The sequence below is a fragment of the Actinomadura craniellae genome, from assembly GCF_003289645.1.
Classification (GTDB): domain Bacteria; phylum Actinomycetota; class Actinomycetes; order Streptosporangiales; family Streptosporangiaceae; genus Actinomadura_D; species Actinomadura_D craniellae.
In genome coordinates this window covers 75,302-92,184 of record NZ_QLYX01000006.1, presented here as the reverse complement: position 1 = coordinate 92,184, position 16,883 = coordinate 75,302, and the positions used below count along the sequence as shown (strand labels likewise).

The 16,883-nt window shown below is 72.4% G+C and carries 15 protein-coding genes; 9 read left to right on the top strand and 6 right to left on the bottom strand.

From position 1 onward, the window contains the following. Positions 1 to 2 precede the first annotated feature (2 nt). Genes DPM19_RS14810 through DPM19_RS14800 form a run of 3 tightly spaced genes read right to left on the bottom strand, consistent with a single transcriptional unit; the run spans position 3 to position 3,666 of the window. The gene (locus DPM19_RS14810; protein WP_111867736.1) at positions 3 to 1,556 is read right to left on the bottom strand and encodes a glycosyltransferase family 39 protein; all 1,554 of its coding nucleotides are present in this window, start codon (positions 1,554 to 1,556) and stop codon (positions 3 to 5) included. After that, the gene (locus tag DPM19_RS14805; RefSeq protein ID WP_111867733.1) at positions 1,553 to 2,440 is read right to left on the bottom strand and encodes a glycosyltransferase; all 888 of its coding nucleotides are present in this window, start codon (positions 2,438 to 2,440) and stop codon (positions 1,553 to 1,555) included. The genes DPM19_RS14810 and DPM19_RS14805 overlap by 4 nt, the downstream gene beginning before the upstream one ends. Then, the gene (locus DPM19_RS14800; protein WP_111867730.1) at positions 2,437 to 3,666 is read right to left on the bottom strand and encodes a hypothetical protein; all 1,230 of its coding nucleotides are present in this window, start codon (positions 3,664 to 3,666) and stop codon (positions 2,437 to 2,439) included. Before DPM19_RS14800 ends, DPM19_RS14805 begins: the two co-directional genes overlap by 4 nt. Positions 3,667 to 3,876: 210 nt before the next feature. Between DPM19_RS14800 and DPM19_RS14795 the strand changes: the two genes are divergently transcribed. From DPM19_RS14795 to DPM19_RS14770, 6 genes are all read left to right on the top strand, one after another. After that, on the top strand, positions 3,877 to 4,779 hold the full coding sequence (locus DPM19_RS14795) for a glycosyltransferase (RefSeq protein ID WP_111867728.1): 903 nt from the start codon (positions 3,877 to 3,879) through the stop codon (positions 4,777 to 4,779). Next, positions 4,769 to 5,935, top strand: a complete 1,167-nt coding sequence (gene glf / locus DPM19_RS14790) for a UDP-galactopyranose mutase (RefSeq protein ID WP_111867726.1) — start codon at positions 4,769 to 4,771, stop codon at positions 5,933 to 5,935. Before DPM19_RS14795 ends, glf begins: the two co-directional genes overlap by 11 nt. Continuing rightward, on the top strand, positions 5,932 to 7,857 hold the full coding sequence (locus DPM19_RS14785; RefSeq protein ID WP_111867723.1) for a glycosyltransferase: 1,926 nt from the start codon (positions 5,932 to 5,934) through the stop codon (positions 7,855 to 7,857). The genes glf and DPM19_RS14785 overlap by 4 nt, the downstream gene beginning before the upstream one ends. Next, positions 7,854 to 8,696 carry an ABC transporter permease gene (locus tag DPM19_RS14780; protein ID WP_199485096.1) on the top strand — a complete coding sequence of 281 codons (843 nt, stop codon included), beginning with the start codon at positions 7,854 to 7,856 and terminating at the stop codon, positions 8,694 to 8,696. Before DPM19_RS14785 ends, DPM19_RS14780 begins: the two co-directional genes overlap by 4 nt. Next, a complete protein-coding gene (locus DPM19_RS14775) occupies positions 8,693 to 9,460 on the top strand; it encodes an ABC transporter ATP-binding protein (protein ID WP_233510160.1) in 768 nt (255 codons plus the stop codon). The genes DPM19_RS14780 and DPM19_RS14775 overlap by 4 nt, the downstream gene beginning before the upstream one ends. Positions 9,461 to 9,586: 126 nt before the next feature. Continuing rightward, positions 9,587 to 10,375, top strand: a complete 789-nt coding sequence (locus tag DPM19_RS14770) for an SAM-dependent methyltransferase (RefSeq protein WP_111867718.1) — start codon at positions 9,587 to 9,589, stop codon at positions 10,373 to 10,375. A gap of 27 nt (positions 10,376 to 10,402) precedes the next feature. Here DPM19_RS14770 and DPM19_RS14765 read toward each other — a convergent pair whose 3' ends face one another. Continuing rightward, a complete protein-coding gene (locus DPM19_RS14765; RefSeq protein WP_111867715.1) occupies positions 10,403 to 11,116 on the bottom strand; it encodes a TetR/AcrR family transcriptional regulator in 714 nt (237 codons plus the stop codon). A gap of 91 nt (positions 11,117 to 11,207) precedes the next feature. Here DPM19_RS14765 and DPM19_RS14760 point away from each other — a divergent pair, with 91 nt between their 5' ends. Continuing rightward, a complete protein-coding gene (locus DPM19_RS14760; RefSeq protein ID WP_199485095.1) occupies positions 11,208 to 12,152 on the top strand; it encodes an ATP-binding cassette domain-containing protein in 945 nt (314 codons plus the stop codon). Then, entirely contained in the window at positions 12,149 to 12,982 is an 834-nt protein-coding gene (locus DPM19_RS14755; protein WP_111867712.1) for an ABC transporter permease, read from the top strand. Before DPM19_RS14760 ends, DPM19_RS14755 begins: the two co-directional genes overlap by 4 nt. Before the next feature lie 50 nt (positions 12,983 to 13,032). Here DPM19_RS14755 and DPM19_RS14750 read toward each other — a convergent pair whose 3' ends face one another. Together DPM19_RS14750 and DPM19_RS14745 are read right to left on the bottom strand one after the other, a co-directional pair. Continuing rightward, on the bottom strand, positions 13,033 to 13,590 hold the full coding sequence (locus tag DPM19_RS14750; protein WP_111867710.1) for a DUF2269 domain-containing protein: 558 nt from the start codon (positions 13,588 to 13,590) through the stop codon (positions 13,033 to 13,035). A gap of 150 nt (positions 13,591 to 13,740) precedes the next feature. Next, positions 13,741 to 15,213, bottom strand: a complete 1,473-nt coding sequence (locus DPM19_RS14745; RefSeq protein ID WP_111867707.1) for a family 43 glycosylhydrolase — start codon at positions 15,211 to 15,213, stop codon at positions 13,741 to 13,743. A 167-nt stretch (positions 15,214 to 15,380) separates the two neighbouring features. On the opposite strand from DPM19_RS14745, the gene DPM19_RS14740 reads away from it, so the two are divergent. Further along, complete coding sequence (locus DPM19_RS14740) at positions 15,381 to 16,868, top strand: sulfatase family protein (protein WP_111867705.1); 1,488 nt, start codon at positions 15,381 to 15,383, stop codon at positions 16,866 to 16,868. Positions 16,869 to 16,883: the final 15 nt, after the last annotated feature.

The window sequence follows — 16,883 nt, the reverse complement described above, 5'->3', positions numbered from 1 at the left end:
CGTCAGGGGGCGGGAGCGACCGGCGGGCGCACCGGACGGCGTGCCGCGGGCGGCCGCTGCCGGGGCAGCCGCTCCAGCAACCGGACCCGGCCGCCCTTGTACTCCAGCACGGCCACCTCCCGGTACGGCCCGGTGGCGTCCACCGCGGCCCGCCGCATGGCGATCTCCTCCGGCGAGGACTCGGCCAGGTGCCGCTTCATCACGAAGACCCGGTTCCCCTGGAGCAGCCGGGCCCGCAGCAGGGCCGGGACGTGGACGTCGGTGCCGGTGAGCGTGTACGTCCGCTGCGGGCTCGCCGCCAGGGTGATGTCGCGCAGGCCCGTGTACGCGTCGGGGTAGGCGGCGGTGTCCCAGCGCAGCGCGGAGTCGAGGTAGAGCACGGCGTCGCCCGGCCGGGCCCGTTCCCGGACGAACTGGGCGGCCGCGCGCAGGTCGTCGAGCTTGCTGTCCTGTTCCCGGATCCGAACCTGCGAGGGCAGCGAGATCATCACGATCGGGACCAGCGCGGCCGCCATCAGCGGGGCCTTCTGCCGGCCGAGCCAGTCGAGCCCGGCCCCGGCCAGCAGAGCCACCGCGGGCAGGGAGAACACCACGTAGCGGGCTTCCAGCAGCGGCTCGACGAACCCGGCCAGCAGCAGGATCGTGACCGGTGCCAGCGCCCACGGCACGGCCAGCGCCGGCAGGTCCAGGCCGCGCCGGGCCAGTACGGTCGCCAGCGCCCCCGCCCCGGCGATCGCTCCGATCGGCAGCACCAGCCGGTCGTTGCCCGCCATGAAGTCGACCAGCGAGTACAGCCGGCTCGCGTCTTCCGGCGGGATCCAGTCGACCTGCACCCGCTGCCCCGTCACCACCAGCAGGTACGGGATCAGCGCCGCCACCGCCACCGCCACCGCGAGCAGCCAGCGCCCGAGCACCGGCCGCAGCGCCTGACGCCGCCAGTACAGCGTGATCCCGTGCGCCGGCACCAGCAGCAGGGCGTACAGGTGCAGCAGCCCGAGCAGCATGATCGTCACTGAGTAGCCGGCGAACCAGCGGACGGCCCTGGTCTCCGTCCCGCGGACGAAGAGGTAGCTCGCCAGCACCGCCGTGGCGGCCGCGAACGCGTACGAGCGGGCCTCCTGGGCGTACTGCATCACCGTCACGCCGCCGGCGTAGAACAGCCCCGCCAGCAGGCCGGTCCGGGGGTTGGCGTGGCGGCGGCCGAGCACGGCGACCCCGCCCGCCGCGGCGGCGGTGACGAGCACCGTGGGCAGCCGCATGGCGGTCTCGCCGATGCCGAACAGCCCGATGACCACGTGCATGATCAGGTAGTACAGGCCGTGGACGGCGTCCATCTCCTGGAAGACCCGGAACATGTCGCCCAGCGGCCGCTGGGCGATGCTGATGGTGGCGGCCTCGTCAATCCAGAAGGAGGCGCCGGAGATCCCGGTCAGGCCCAGCGCGAGCGCCGCGGCCACCGGCACCAGGGGGACGGCGAGCCGGGCCCGCCGGGTCGTCCAGGGGTCGGCGACGGGCGCGGCGGGCTGCGGAGCGGCGATCACGTTCTCGGTCTTCATGGGGTGCGGAGGACTTCCTCGGTGGGTCGGGGGCCGGAGCGGAGACCGGCGGCAAGCCCGCGGAGCAGGCCACGGGCCAGGACGGCCCGGTCACCGGAGCGGACGAAGGTACGGGCCCAGCGGCGCAGGGTGGACGCCGCGTACAGCGCCCGCTCGGCCGGGGCCAGGCCGGGGCTGCGGGTGAACAGCCAGACCTTGTTGCGCACCTCGTAGAAGAAGCGCTCCCCCGGGTCGGCGTCGGCGCCGCCGAACGTCCGGGTCTTGTGGACGACGACGCTGTCCCGGCAGAGCAGGCCCTTGTTGCCGCGCAGCAACCGGGTGGTGTACTCGAAGTCGTCGTTCCACAGGAAGTAGTCGGCGATCGGCAGCCCGCGCTCGGCGACCACCGCCGCGTCCAGCAGCACGGACACGAAGGACGCCGACCTGACCGGCACGCAGCCGTGCCCGGCGGCGGCGGCCAGTTCGGCCGGGGAGGCGCCGGGCCGGGGCCGGGGGGTGTTCATCGGGTGGTCGCGGCCGTCCGTCCAGACGACCCGGCTGGCCACCAGCGCGGCCCCGGGGGCGACCGCCAGCAGCGCCGCCAGGGCGCCCGGCTCGGGGACGGTGTCGTCGTCCATCACCCAGATCAGGTCCGCGCCCCGTTCCAGCGCCCGGCCGATGCCCGCGGCGAAGCCGCCCGCCCCGCCGGTGTTGCGTGCCAGCCGGTACGCCTCGACCTCGGGAAACCGCTCGCGCAGCAGTTCCGGCGTCCCGTCGGAGGACGCGTTGTCGACGACGACCACGGCGTCGGCGGGCCGGGTCTGCGCGCGCAGCGCGGCCAGGGCCTCGGCCAGCAGTTCCCGGCGGTCGTAGGTGACCACCACGGCCACCACGCGCCCGCTCATCGCGCCCAGACGGTCGGACCGGCCGGCTCCTCCTCGGGCACGGCCCCGGGCTGCTCGCCGCGCAGTCGCTCGACCAGGTGCCAGTACGCCACCCGGGCCCGCATCACCGCCTCGTGGCGCTCGCTCACGTGCCAGGCCACCGCCTTGGGCAGCGGCTTCTCCCGCAACTCGGCCAGTTCCGCGCGGGCGGCGGCGACCTCCGCGTGCAGTTCCGCGATGCGGTCGAGCAGGCCGAGGATGCCGTCGGTGGCCGCCGCCAGCAGTTCGGACTCGGTGACCGGCCTGTGGTCCTGGGGGCCGAAGTCACCGGGACGCAGTTCGGCCAGGTCACCGACGACGTCGTATCCGGCGGACCGCAGGGCCTCGATGAGCTCGTCGGCGCGGGTCCCGGCCCAGCCCAGCCTGTCCTCGGGGAGCGGCACCCGGCGCATCTCCGCGCGCCGGGGCAGCACCTCCTGGGCCAGTTCGTCGCTCACGGTCCGGGTGTACAGCCACAGCGGCGTGCCGGGGGCCACCTCGTGGTTGATCCGGCGCAGCAGTTCGGTCTCCACCACGCCCAGGGAGGGGTTGGCACGCACCTCCTCCAGATCGACCACGCCGGGATCGACCCCGAGGAGGCCGGCGAACCGCCGCCACAACAGGTCTCGGGGGGCGTGCCGCGGTGGCTTCGTCACCACGTGCACCCGTCCCGGCGGCAGTCCCGCCGACCAGCGGCGCAGTACCTCGGCCGCGTCGTGCACCCGCCAGAACCACGCGCCGGACTCGGTCTCGGGACCTCCGTCGATCACCTCGGTCAGCCAGGTGGCGTAGTCCTGGCGGCAGTAGTGCTTGACGTACTCCTGCCATTCGGACGGCAGCAACCCGGCGAGGTCGCGCATCGTGTAGACGACATGCACCTCGGCGTCGCCCAGCGACCCGATCGCCCGGCGCGCCTGCTCCTCGTCCGCCGCCGCCAGCGTCTCGTGCGAGATCACGGCCCTTTCGGGCCGCTCTTCGATCACCTCCGCGACGAGCTCGTCCCAGGCGCCGGCCCAGGCGGGTCCGGGATCGGTCGGGTCCTGCCGCAGTCCCCGCAGGTCGTCGGCCGCCCGTTGCTGCGCCGCGAACGAGCCGCCGGGCAGCAGGACCCCCAGCTCGGCCAGAACCGGCCGGTTCCGCCACAGCACGTTCTGCAGGAACGTGGTGCCGCTCTTCGGCGAGCCGATGTGCAGGTAAACGACGGGCACTCTGGAACCGGGCCGGGATGAGACCACCGTAATCACTCCGGGTGAATTGGCTTTTCGGCGCCGGCTATGACACAAATCACGTTACGTCCATGTCACTAAAAATGTCGTGGCATGGAACGCCGCTCCCACCTGACGACCGACCGGTATCTTAGCCCCGCACCCATCCTGATAACCCGATACCGCCCCTGCCACCCCGCATGAGACGGTTCCATGCCCCCACCGTTCACCCTCCTGCTGACCGTCTACGACGGCGACCAGGACGAATACCTGCGGGATTCCTTCCAGAGCGCCGTGCACCAGCAGACCCTGCGACCCGACCAGGTGGTCCTCGTCCAGGACGGCCCCGTCCCGCCGCTCCTGGCCGGCCGCCTGGCCGAGCTGCGCGCCACCAGCCCGGTGGAGACGGACCTGGTGGTGCTGGAGCGCAACCGCGGGCTGGGCCCGGCGCTGGACGCCGGGCTGCGCGCGGCCCGGCACGACGTGATCGCCCGGATGGACGCGGACGACATCGCCATGCCGCACCGGTTCGCGCGGCAGCTCCCGCTGATCGAGGCGGGGTACGACCTGGTGGGCGCGGGGCTGCTGGAGTTCGGTACCGGCCTGGACGACATCGTCGGGCAGCGCACCCCGCCGGCCGATCCGCGCGACATCGCCCGCTACGCCACCCTGCACGACCCGTTCAACCACCCGACGGTGGTCTACCGGCGCAGCGCGGTGGAGGCCGCGGGCGGGTACGGCGACCTGCCGCTGATGGAGGACTACTGGCTGTTCGTCCGTATGATCGGCAACGGCTCGCGGGCGGTGAACCTCCCCGAGCCGCTGGTGTACTACCGGGTCGGCGACGGCGCGTACGAGCGGCGCGGCGGGCGCGCGCTGCTCCGGTCCGAGCTGCGGCTGCAGCGCGAGCTGCGCCGGGGCGGGTTCACCTCCCGGTCCCAGTACCTGCGCAACGTCATGCTGCGCGGCGGCTACCGGCTGGTGCCGACCTGGATCCGGCGGCCGGTCTACCGGTCGGTGGTGGCGACGTACGGCGCCCGGCGGAACCGGGCCCACGGGACGGCCCTCCCCGCGCCGGCCGTCCGACCGTTCGAAGAGGAAGCACGTGAACGCTGATCTCGTCGTCGTCGGGTCGGGCTTCTTCGGCCTGACCGTGGCCGAGCGCTGCGCGGCAGACCTGGGCCTGCGGGTGCTGGTGCTGGAGCGGCGCGACCACCTGGGCGGCAACGCCTACAGCGAACCCGACCCGGAGACCGGTATCGAGGTGCACCGGTACGGCGCGCACCTGTTCCACACCTCCAACGAGCGGGTGTGGGAGTACGCCAACCGGTTCACCGCCTTCACCTCCTACCGGCACCGGGTGTTCTCGACCTACAAGGGCCGGGTCTACCCGATGCCGATCAACCTCGGCACGATCTGCGCGTACTTCGGCCGGGTCATGTCACCGGACGAGGCCCGGGCGCTCATCGCCGAGCAGTCGGGCGAGATCGCCGCCCCCCGGAACCTGGAGGAGAAGGCGATCTCGCTGATCGGCCGGCCGCTCTACGAGGCGTTCATCCGGGGCTACACGGCGAAACAGTGGCAGACCGACCCGCGCGAGCTGCCGGCCGAGATCATCACCCGGCTGCCGGTGCGGTACACGTTCGACGACCGCTACTTCGACGACGTCCACGAGGGGCTGCCGGTCGACGGCTACACCGCCTGGCTGGAGCGGATGGCCGACCACCCGGACATCGAGGTGCGGCTGGAGACCGACTTCTTCGACGTCCGCGACTCGCTCGGCGGGGTCCCGGTCGTCTACACCGGCCCGCTCGACCGGTACTTCGGGTACGCCGCGGGCGAGCTGGGCTGGCGGACGCTCGACTTCGAGCGGGAGGTCGTGCCGACCGGCGACTTCCAGGGCACCCCGGTGATGAACTACGCCGACGAGGACGTGCCCTACACCCGGATCCACGAGTTCCGGCACTTCCACCCCGAGCGTGACCATCACCCCGCCGACCGCTCGGTGATCGTCCGGGAGTACTCGCGGTTCGCGGGGGCCGGGGACGAGCCCTACTACCCGATCAACACGCCCGGTGACAGGGAGAAATTGTCCCGCTACCGGGACCTCGCCCGGCGCGAGTCGGGCGTCCTCTTCGGTGGACGCCTCGGCACCTACAAGTACCTCGACATGCACATGGCCATCGCGAGCGCGCTCACCATGGTCGACAACCGGCTGCGCCCCCACTTCACCGCGGGCGCGCCGCTCACCGGCGGAGGGAAGGACGAATGAATCGCGGACCGCGCGTACTGCACCGGGTGATCATGCCGGTCGACCGGGACCCCGACGTCCTCGGGCTGTACGTCGAGGGCGAGGTGGTGCACGGCCCGGCCGAGCCCGGCGAGCGCCCGGTCGCGGTCGACAGCGCCGAGATCACCGGCCGCCGTTCCCTGGTGGTCCCGCCCGCCGCCCGGATCTCGTTCTGCACCTACTTCAACGCGTTCCCGGCCGGGCACTGGCGGCGGTGGAGCGTGCTGGGGGAGGTCCGGCTGCGGATCGCGGTGCGCGGCGAGGCGACCGTGATCGTCTACCGGTCCACCGCCAAGGGCCACCAGCAGCGGGTGGAGTCGATCGAGTTCGACTCCGAGGCGACCGTGGGCCGGGAAATCCGGCTCGACCTGCAACCTTTCATCGACGGGGGCTGGTACTGGTTCGACGTCCTCGCCGGGGCCCGGCCCGCCGTGCTGGAGCGGGCCGAGTGGGTCGCCGACGGCGATGTGGCCCAGGGCACCGTCACGGTCGGCATCACCTCGTTCAACCGGCCGAAGTTCGCGCACGACCAGCTCGTCGCGCTGGCCGGGTCCGGTGACGTGCTCGACGTGATCGACGAGATCCTGGTGGTCGACCAGGGCAGCGACCGGGTCGAGGACGCCGACGGCTTCGCCGCCACCGCCGAAGCGCTCGGCGGCCGGCTGCGGGTGGTCGACCAGGCCAACCTGGGCGGCTCGGGCGGCTTCTCCCGGGCGATGGAGGAGACGCTCGCCGCCGGGCGGTCCGGTTACGTCCTGCTGCTGGACGACGACGTGGTCGCCGAGCCGGAGAGCGTGCTGCGGCTGGTGGCCTTCGCCGACCACGCGCGTACCCCGGCCATCGTCGGCGGGCACATGTTCGACCTGTACGACCGGCCGGTGCTGCACGCGATGGCCGAGAACATCGCCCCCTACCGCTGGTGGATGGTGCCGGCCCGCAACACCGAGTACTGGCACGACCTGTCGGAGGAGCCGCTGCGCGAGACCCCCTGGATGCACCAGCGGTCCGACGCCGACTTCAACGGCTGGTGGATGTGCCTGATCCCCGCCGACGTGCTCCGCAAGATCGGGCTGTCGCTACCGGTCTTCATCAAGTGGGACGACATCGAGTACGGGGTGCGGGCCAGGGCCGCAGGCATCCCGACCGTGCCGCTGCCCGGCGCGGCCGTCTGGCACGTGCCGTGGCGCGACAAGGACAACGACCTCGACTGGCAGGCGTACTTCCAGGAGCGCAACCGGATCATCTGCGCGATGCTGCACTCGCCCTACGAGCGGGCCGGCAACATGCTCAAGGAGAGCTTCATCATGGTGACCAAGCACGCCATGGCGATGCAGTACTCCACCGCCGAGCTGATGCTGCGCGGCATCGAGGACGTCTTCCACGGCCCCGAGCACCTGCACGGGTCGATCGGCACCAAGCTGGCGGAGCTGCGGGCCGTCCGGGCCGGGTTCACCGACGCGGAGACCAGGAAGGACCTGGAGGAGTTCCCGACGGTGCGACGGCGCAGGCCGCCGCGGAAGGGCCGCGACGCGGTGTCGCCGCCGTCCGGCCGGCCCGACACGATCCGCCGGGCGCTGGCCGCCGGGGTCAAGCAGCTCACCCCGGTGGACGACTTCGCCCGCCGGCACCCGCAGACCACCGTGCCGCACATCGACCAGCGCTGGTGGGTGCTGTCGCGGTACGACAGCGCGCTGGTCTCGTCCGCCGACGGCACCCGGGCGTCCTGGTACCGGCGCGACCCCCGGCGGTTCCGCGACCTGATGCGGCGCAACACCGCGCTGCACGCCCGGCTCTACCGGGAGTGGGACGAGCTGACCCGCGCCTACCGGCTGGCGCTGCCCGAGATCACCTCGCCGGAGCGGTGGCGCGAGACGTTCGACGCGGCGGGGCCGGCCGCGCGATGACGCTGGTCGAGCCCGGCCTCGGCGGCGGTCTCGTCGAGGTGTTCCGGCGCCGCTACCTGCTGCGGCTGCTGGTCCGGCGGGAGCTGCGCGCCCGGTACAAGGGCTCGCTGCTGGGGCTGGGCTGGTCGTATGTGCGGCCGACGGTGTCGTTCGCCGTCTACTTCTTCGTGGTCGGCGTGTTCCTGCAGATGAGCGACCTGATCGAGGACTTCCCGGTGCACCTGTTCGCCGGGATGGTGTTGATCAACTTCTTTGTCGACACGGTACACGCGGCCACCCGGTCGGTGACCGGCAACGCGGCGCTGGTGCGCAAGGTGTACCTGCCCCGGGAGCTGTTCCCGTCGGCTTCGCTGCTGGTGTCATGCGTGCACCTGCTGCCGGGGCTGCTGATCCTGACCGCCGGTGCGGCCCTGGCGGGGTGGTCGTTCTCGCCCGCCGCGCCGGCCGCGGCGCTGCTGGGCTTCGCGATCGTGGCGCTGCTGGCGGCGGGGCTGGGGCTGTTCTGCGCGGCGGTCAACGTGTTCCTGCGCGACACCGAGCAGGTCGTGGACATCCTGACCATCGTGGTCACCTGGTCGGTACCGATGATCTACTCCTGGGTTCAGGTGCGGGACCACGCTCCGGCCTGGGTGCTGGACGTCTACCTGGCCAACCCGCTGGTGCCGGCGGTCGCCCTGTTCCAGCGGGCGTTCTGGGAGCCGGGGGTGACCGGGCCCGTCGAGGCGCTGCCCGGCCTGTGGGAGCGCGGGCTGGTCGCGCTGGCGGTCGCGGCGGCCGTCTGCGCGTTCGGGCAGTGGACGTTCGCCCGGCTGCAACGGCGTTTCGTGGAGGAACTGTGACCGGACCCGCGATCGTCGTCGACTCGGTGGACAAGCGGTTCACCCTGCGGCACGCCCGCTCGCTGCGGGAGATGACCGTGCGGGCGGCCCGGCGGCAGCCGCTCTCGGCGCGCTTCCACGCGCTGAAGGACGTGAACCTGACCGTCGGGCAGGGCGAGACGGTGGCGCTGATGGGGCTGAACGGCTCGGGCAAGAGCACCCTGCTCAAGCTGGTCTCCGGGGTGATGCGGCCGGATGCGGGGACGGTACGGGTGCGCGGCCGGGTGGCCGGGCTGATCGACGTCGGCGCCGGGCTGCACCCGGAGCTGACCGGCCGCGAGAACGTCTACCTCAACGGCGCCATCCTCGGCATGGGTGAGGCCGAGATCGCCCGCAAGTTCGACGCGATCGTGGACTTCTCCGGCGTCGAGCGTTTCCTCGACAACGAGGTCAAGTTCTACTCGTCGGGGATGTTCATGCGCCTGGCGTTCTCGATCGCCGCGCACACCGAGCCCGACGTCTTCCTGATCGACGAGGTCCTGGCGGTGGGCGACCCCCCGTTCCGGGACAAGTGCCTGGACCGCATCCGCGCCCTGCGCGACGAGGGCCGCACCATGGTCATCGTCGCGCACGACATCGCCATGCTCACCCGGCTGTGCGACCGCGGCGTCATGATGCACGCCGGTGAGATCACCTATGACGGCGACGTCGCCGCGGCGGGCGAGCTGTGGAAGACCGCTCGCCGGGACCGTGACCGGTCGCTCGCCGCCCCGCCTCCCGCGTGATCCGGCGGCGGTTCCGCACCCTGGCGCGAGAAAGTTTCGCGTATTTGTCATGCAGTTAAGGACGCCGGAGTGACGGGGCTTTTAGGATCTTGTCCGAACGGTCCCCTTTCAAGGAAGTCTCTCGCCGTGACAGAGCAGGACCCCCTGAACCCGCAGATCCCGCACTCCGCCCGCATCTGGAACTACTGGCTGGGCGGCAAGGACAACTACCCGGCCGACCGGATGGCCGGGGAGGCCGTGAAAGAGCTGATCCCCGACATCGACGTCTCGGCCCAGGCCGACCGGGCGTTCCTGGCCCGGGCGGTCCGGCACGTGCTCGGCGCGGGGGTCAACCAGTTCCTGGACATCGGCACCGGCCTGCCCAGCGCCGACAACACCCACGAGGTCGCCCAGGCCGTGGACCCGGCCAGCCGCGTCGTCTACGTCGACAACGACCCGCTCGTCCTCACCCACGCCCGCGCCCTGCTGACCGGGATCAAGGGCTCCACCGCCTACATCGACGCCGACGCCCGCGACCCCGAGACGATCCTGCGCGTCGCCGCCGAGACCCTGGACCTCGGCCGGCCGGTCGCGGTGATGATGCTGGGCATCCTCAACCACGTCCTCGACGACGCGGAGGCGCTCTCCATCGTGGAACGGACCATGGCGGGGGTGCCGTCGGGCAGCTTCCTGGCCATCAGCCACCCCACCGCCGAGGTCCACGGCGACGCGATGCACGCCTCGATGGCCCAGGTGATGGAGCAGGGCGGCACCCCGATCAAGGCCCGGAACCCCGCGGAGATGACCGCGCTCTTCGCCGGCCTGGACCTGGTGGAGCCCGGCGTGGTGTCGTGCTCGCGCTGGCACCCGGAGGCGACCCCCTGGGGTCCCCCGAAGGAGGTCGCCCACTTCTGCGGCCTGGCCCGCAAGCCCTGACCGTCCGGCGGGCACACCGGTATCCGCTCAGCCGGGCAGGGCCGCGGCGATGCTGTCGAGGACCCGGGCGAGGCCGTACTCGAACCGGGCGTCGGTGTCCATGTGCGGCTGGCGCGCCTCGATGACGATCCGGGCGAACATGGGGTACTCGCCGGATGAGACGAGCCTGTTCACGTAAGTGCTGTTGGCGGCCATCCACTGGTCCATGTCGAGGCCGGTGCGGCGAGCCTCCTCGGCCCAGCCGACCTCGGTGCGCGAGAAGTTCTCCAGGTACCCGGTCAGCAGGCCGGTCAGGCTGATGAGCTCGTCGATGGGCAGGCCGGTGGCGTCCAGCGTGCCCAGCGCGAACTCCCCCAGCCGCAGCTGGTTGGGGCCGAAAACAGGACGGCGGGCCGGCACCCGGAGCAGCCAGGGATGGCGCAGGTGCAAGGCCCGCCGGCGGTGCGCCAGCAGGGCCAGGTCGGCCCGCCAGTCGCCGGACGGCCGGTCGGGCAGGTCGAGCTCGCCGAGGACGGCGTCGACCATGAGCTCGATCAGCTCCTCGCGGCCCGGGACGTACCGGTAGAGCGACATCGCCCCGGTACCGATCTCGCCGGCGACCCGGCGCATGGACGCCGCCTCCAGCCCCTCCGCGTCGGCGATCTCGATGGCCGCGGCGGTGATGCGCTCCCGGCTGTAGGCCGGGCGCGGCCCCCGGGCGGGACGCTCCGGGCGCATCCAGATGCTGACGGGTTCCGGCATCGGTGATCACCTCCTCGCAGAATCCTAGTTGCGTACATCGTACCCAGTTGCTTAACCTTCAAATGCGTACGACGTACCCAGAGGAGTTCTCATGGAGGAGATGATCGTCGCTGAGGGGCTGCACAAGCGCTTCGGCGACACCCGCGCGCTGCGCGGGCTCGACCTGCGCGTCCCGGCCGGCACGGTCTGCGGCGTGCTCGGCCCCAACGGCGCGGGCAAGACCACCGCCGTCCGGATCCTGGCCACCCTGTCCGACCCCGACTCCGGGCACGCCCGGATCGCCGGCCACGACGTGGTCCGGGAGGCCGACCGGGTGCGCGGGCTGATCGGGCTGGCCGGGCAGTACGCCGCCGTCGACGAGAAACTGACCGGCCGCGACAACCTGCGCATGTTCGGCCGGCTGCACCACCTGTCCCGGGCGGCGGCACGGCGCCGGGCCGACGAACTGCTGGAGCGGTTCGGCCTCGCCGCCGCGGCCGACCGGCTGGTGTCGGGCTACTCCGGCGGCATGCGGCGCCGGCTCGACCTGATCGCCAGCCTGATCGTCCGTCCCCGGGTGCTGTTCCTGGACGAGCCGACCACCGGCCTGGACCCGCGCAGCCGGGGCGAGATCTGGGACGCGGTCCGGGCGCTGGCCGGGGACGGCACCACCGTGCTGCTGACCACCCAGTACCTGGAGGAGGCCGACCGGCTCGCCGACGACATCGCGGTGGTCGACCACGGCCGGGTGATCGCCACCGGCGCCCCCGACGCGCTGAAGGCCACGATCGGCGACCGGCTCGACGTCGTCCTGGAGGACCCCGCGCTGGGGGACCGGGCGGCGGCCGTGCTGTCCGCGCTGGCCGGAGCCGCCGCCGAGGCGGAGGAGGACCGGCTCAGCGTGGCCGTGCGCGGCGGCCGGGTGCGGCTCGCCGACGTCGTCCGCGAGCTCGACCGGGCCGGCGTGGCCGCAGCCGACGTGGCGCTGCGCCGCCCCACCCTGGACGAGGTGTTCCTGCGCCTCACCGACGAGACCCCGAAAGAGGCCGCCCGATGACCGCCCTCTCCCCCGCCCCGCTCGCCACGCCGGCCACCCGCCTGCGCTGGGCCGTCGCCGACGGGCTGACCCTCGTCGGCCGGGAGCTCGGCCGGATCCGCCGCGAGCCCGGCCAGCTGATCGCCGCGCTGATCTTCCCCGCCTTCATGGTGCTGCTGTTCGGCTACGTCTTCGGCAGCGCCATCAAGGTGCCCGGCGGCGGGAACTACCGCGAATACCTGATGCCGGGGCTGTTCACGATGGTCACGTTCACCTCGGTCATGGCGGTCACCCTGAACGTGGCCACCGACGCCGCCAACGGGGTCATGGACCGGTTCCGCTCGATGCCGATGGCCCGTTCCGCGGTGCCGTTCGGCCAGACCGGCGCGGACGCGCTGCTCGGCGTCCTCAACATGGTCATCATGGCCGGGGCCGGGCTGGTCGTCGGCTGGCGGCCGCACCACGGGGTCGTCGCGACCCTGCAGGCGTTCCTGCTGCTGGCGGCGCTGCGGTACGCGCTGAGCTGGGTGGGGTGCTACCTGGGCCTGGTGGTCAAGAACGAGCGGACCGCCGACCAGCTCATCCCGCTGGTCTTCCCCGTCACGATGATCTCCAATGCCTACGTCCCCACGGACGGCATGCCGGCCTGGATGCGGGTCGTCGCCGACTGGAACCCGGTGAGCGCCGCCACCGCGGCCTGCCGCGACCTGTTCGGCAACCCCGGGGTCCCGGCCGCGGACGCCTCCTGGCCGCTCGCCCACCCGGTGGCCGCCGTGCTGCTCTGGACGGTCGTCCTGCTCGCCGTCTTCGTCCCCCTGTCCATCCGCACCTACGGCCGCCGGGGCCGCTGACCGCGACCGCCGGAGGCCCGGGCGTGCCCGGGCCTCCGGCGGTCGCCCCGCTACGCGCGGTGGCGGGAGTGGCTCCGGCCCTGCCACGGGGTCCTGCCCCAGGGCTTGTAGATGGACAGGGCGGTGGCGGCCCACAGCAGACCGCAGAAGAAAACCATCGTCACGGCCAGCTTGACGTCGTCGCCGTGCGCGTCGGCGGCGGGATTGGCGGCGGTCCGCTCGGCCAGATTACAGACCCAGGCGTTCCCGCAGGCCGCGGCGAAGACCACCATTCCCATCGTCAGCCCGAACTTGGTTAAAACCCACCAGTTCCTGGTAAGACCCCATTTGGTTCCCAGCGAAATGACCAGCCCAGTGACGATGGAGAGCACCACCAGTGGGATCACGATCACATGATCAAGCATGTGCAGGATGCCGTAGGCATGGCGCCTGAGCTCCAGGTCATCGGCGAGCATGCCGGTGGTGCTCAGCACGGCCATCGCCGTCCCGACACCTAGCCAGCTCACCGCGAAACCGACATGCAACGTCAGCCAGAATCTGCGCGCTGACGGCCGGAGCCCTCGGAACCGCTGCTCCACGGCGGAAGGGCGGCTCTTCACTTCGGTCATAGATTGGTCCTCTCCAGCGACGACCCGAATAGTCGGACAACGCTGTCAAAGACCTCGCTATAACCCACCACAGGAGACTCTTAATAAGAAATAGCGCAAATTACGACATTCCACATAAAGCGGAAGAGTCACCCGGGGTACGGGTGACTCTCAGCCGACCTCGAGATGGTCGATCTCGGCGAAGCCGGTGTGGTGCCGCAGCCGCAGGGTGTTCCAGCCCACCCGCAGCGGCACCCGGACGGAGAGCGCCCGCCAGTCCCCGGGCTCCGGGTAGCGCAGCATGGCCGCCGGGGCGCCGTTGACCGCCAGTTCATGCATGGCGGGACCGGTGCCGCGGTTGGCGTACCGCACCCGGATCTCGTACTCGCCCGCGCCCGGCGCGTAGACGTCGAGTTCCACCCAGCTGTCGGGGTGGTCGAGGTGCCCGACGATCGCGCCCCCGGAGGCCTGGGCCCGGTCGCCCAGCACCCGCGCGGCGTGCACCCGGCCCTGCTCGGCCTCGTACCGGGCGGCGCTGCCCCGCACGACCGGGCGGGCCCCGGCCCAGCCCAGCCGGGCCACGAACATCCCACGGCGCACCTGCTCGGGCCCCTGTTGCTCCAGGATCCCGTGGAAGACCAGGTGGTCGTCCGTCCCGTCGCTGAAGACGTCGGCGCCTCCGGGGCCGCGCACCCGGCCCGTGTACCCGGTGGTGGACAGCAGCGGCCGGCCGGACCTGACGTACGGGCCGGCCACGGTCGGGGCCGTCGCGTACCCCGTCCGGTAGCTGTCGTCGAAGAACACCCCGCCCGCGTAGAACAGGACGTACCGCCCGCCCCGGCGGACCAGCGCGGGCGCCTCGATCAGCGTCGGCTCCGCGCGGGGGTTCCAGACCAGGATGCGGCGCGGGACGCCCGCCGGGCGCTCGCCGTCGGCGGTCAGCCGCAGCAGGTAGATCGCCGAGGGCCGGCCGGTCCGGTAGCCGTCGCTCTTGAACAGCAGGTAGCGGGCGCCGTCGGTGTCGGTGAAGGCCGCCGGGTCGATCGCCCCGCCGTTCTTCCGCCAGGGGCAGACCAGCGCCTCGGGCCGGGGCCGGAACGGGCCCACCGGCGAGACGGCCACTGCCGCCCCGATGCACTGCGCCTGTCCCCCACGTCGCCGCGCCGTGTAGTACAGCACGTACCGCCCGTCCGGCCGGGCCACGACGTCCGGAGCCCAGGTGTGCCCGCCCTCCGCCCAGCGTCCCAGGGCGGGCAGCGCGTCGACGTCGAGCCGGGTCCACGGCCCGGCCGGGGCGGACGCGGTGGCCACCGGCACGTTCCGCCCCGAGTCGTTGGTCGCGTACGCGTAGAACCCGCCCCCTGCGGCGAGCACGTCCGGGTCGGGGAAGTTGCTCTCGATCACCGGGGTCAGGGCCGGGGACCGCTGGGGGACGTCGGCCGGCGCCGGGGACGGGGCCGGCGCCGGGTCGGCACGCCCCTCCTCCGTACCGGAGCCGGGGACCCCCGAGGAGATCGCCGCGACGAGCGTGAGGGCGACGAGCGCGGCTCCGGCGGACCAGGCCACGTCCCGCGGCGGCCCCTCGGGAACGCGTTCGGGGCGCAGGCCGCCGGAGGCGGCCGGCCGATCGGTTCCGGGAGACACGCCCGAAAGGATAAATGCCGAAAGTGGCCCAAAAAGTTCACTTAACCGATAGTGCAGACTTTGCCCAGGTCAGCGCGCACAACCTGCCGCGACGAGCCGAAGCCCCCGGCTGAACGGTCGCGGAGTCCGGCATCATCATTGCGGACATCCGCCGACGGAGGGCAGCCATGCCGCATCGCCGACCAGCCGGAGCCCTGGCGATCGCGGGCGCCCTGCTGCTGGCCGGCTGCGCGGGTGCGCCGAAGGGTCCTGGCCGGCCCCCGCCGGCTCCGCCGCCCGCCGCCCGGCCCAACATCGTGCTGGTCCTCACCGACGACCTGTCCTGGAACCTGGTCGAGCACATGCCCCGGGTCCAGCAGATGCGGCAGCAGGGGCTGACCTTCAGCCGCTACTTCGTGAGCAACAGCCTGTGCTGCCCGTCCCGGGCCTCGATCCTGAGCGGCCGGTACCCGCACAACACCCGGGTGCTCACCAACGAGGCGCCGACCGGCGGCTTCCAGGCGTTCCTGCGCGACGGCGCCGAGCGCGAGACGTTCGCCACCGCGCTCCAGTCCGCGGGCTACCGCACGGCGCTGATGGGCAAGTACCTCAACGACTACGACCCGGCGAAGGTGCAGGGCGGCTCCCGCGCCTACATCCCGCCCGGCTGGAGCGACTGGCGGGCGACCAGCCTCGCCTACCGGGAGTACGGCTACACGCTGAACGAGAACGGCACCCTGGTCCGGTACGGGAACCGTCCCCGGGACTACCTGACCGACGTGCTCGCCGCCAAGGGCACGGAGTTCCTGACCGGCGCGCCCGCCGGCCGGCCGTTCCTGCTGAAGATCTCGACCTTCGCGCCGCACTCCCCCTACGTGCCCGCGCCCCGGCACGCCCGGTCCTTCCCCGGGCTGCGCGCGCCCCGGCCGCCGAGCTTCAACGAGGCCGACCTCTCCGACAAACCCGGCTGGCTGCGCGGCTACCCCAGGCTGAACCCGGCCCAGATCGCCGACATCGACCGGCGGTACCGCGACCGGGTCCGCATGGTCCAGTCGATCGACGAGCTGGTGGGCCGGCTGCTGGCGACGTTGCAGGCCCGCGGGCTCGACCGCGACACCTACGTCGTCTTCACCTCCGACAACGGGCTGCACCTGGGCGAGCACCGGATGCCCGAGGGGAAGGCCACCGCGTTCGACACCGACACCCACGTGCCCCTGATCGTGAGGGGGCCCGGGGTGCCGCGCGGCAGGACCGTGTCCGCGCTCACCCAGAACACCGACCTCGCCCCCACCTTCCAGGAGCTCGCCGGAACACCGGTCGGCCCCCGGGTGGACGGGCGGTCACTGGTCCCGTTCCTGCGGGGCCGCCCGGTGACCGGCTGGCGGCAGGGCGCCCTCATCGAGCACTTCGACCCGGTGATCAGCCCCACCGACCCCGACCGCCATCGCAGGCTCGCCGGCTACCCCACCCCGCACCGGGCGCTGCGCACCGAGAACGAGCTCTACGTGGAGTACGACGGTGGCGAACGCGAGTACTACGACCTGGTCCGCGACCCCCACCAGCTGGACAACGCCATCGGGCGGTTGCCGCCCGAACGGCAGCTCGCGCTCAGCCAGATGATGTACGCGTTGTACAAGTGCTCCGGCGCGGGTTGCCGGAAGGCCGACCACCGGTGAGCGCCCCCGCCCGGA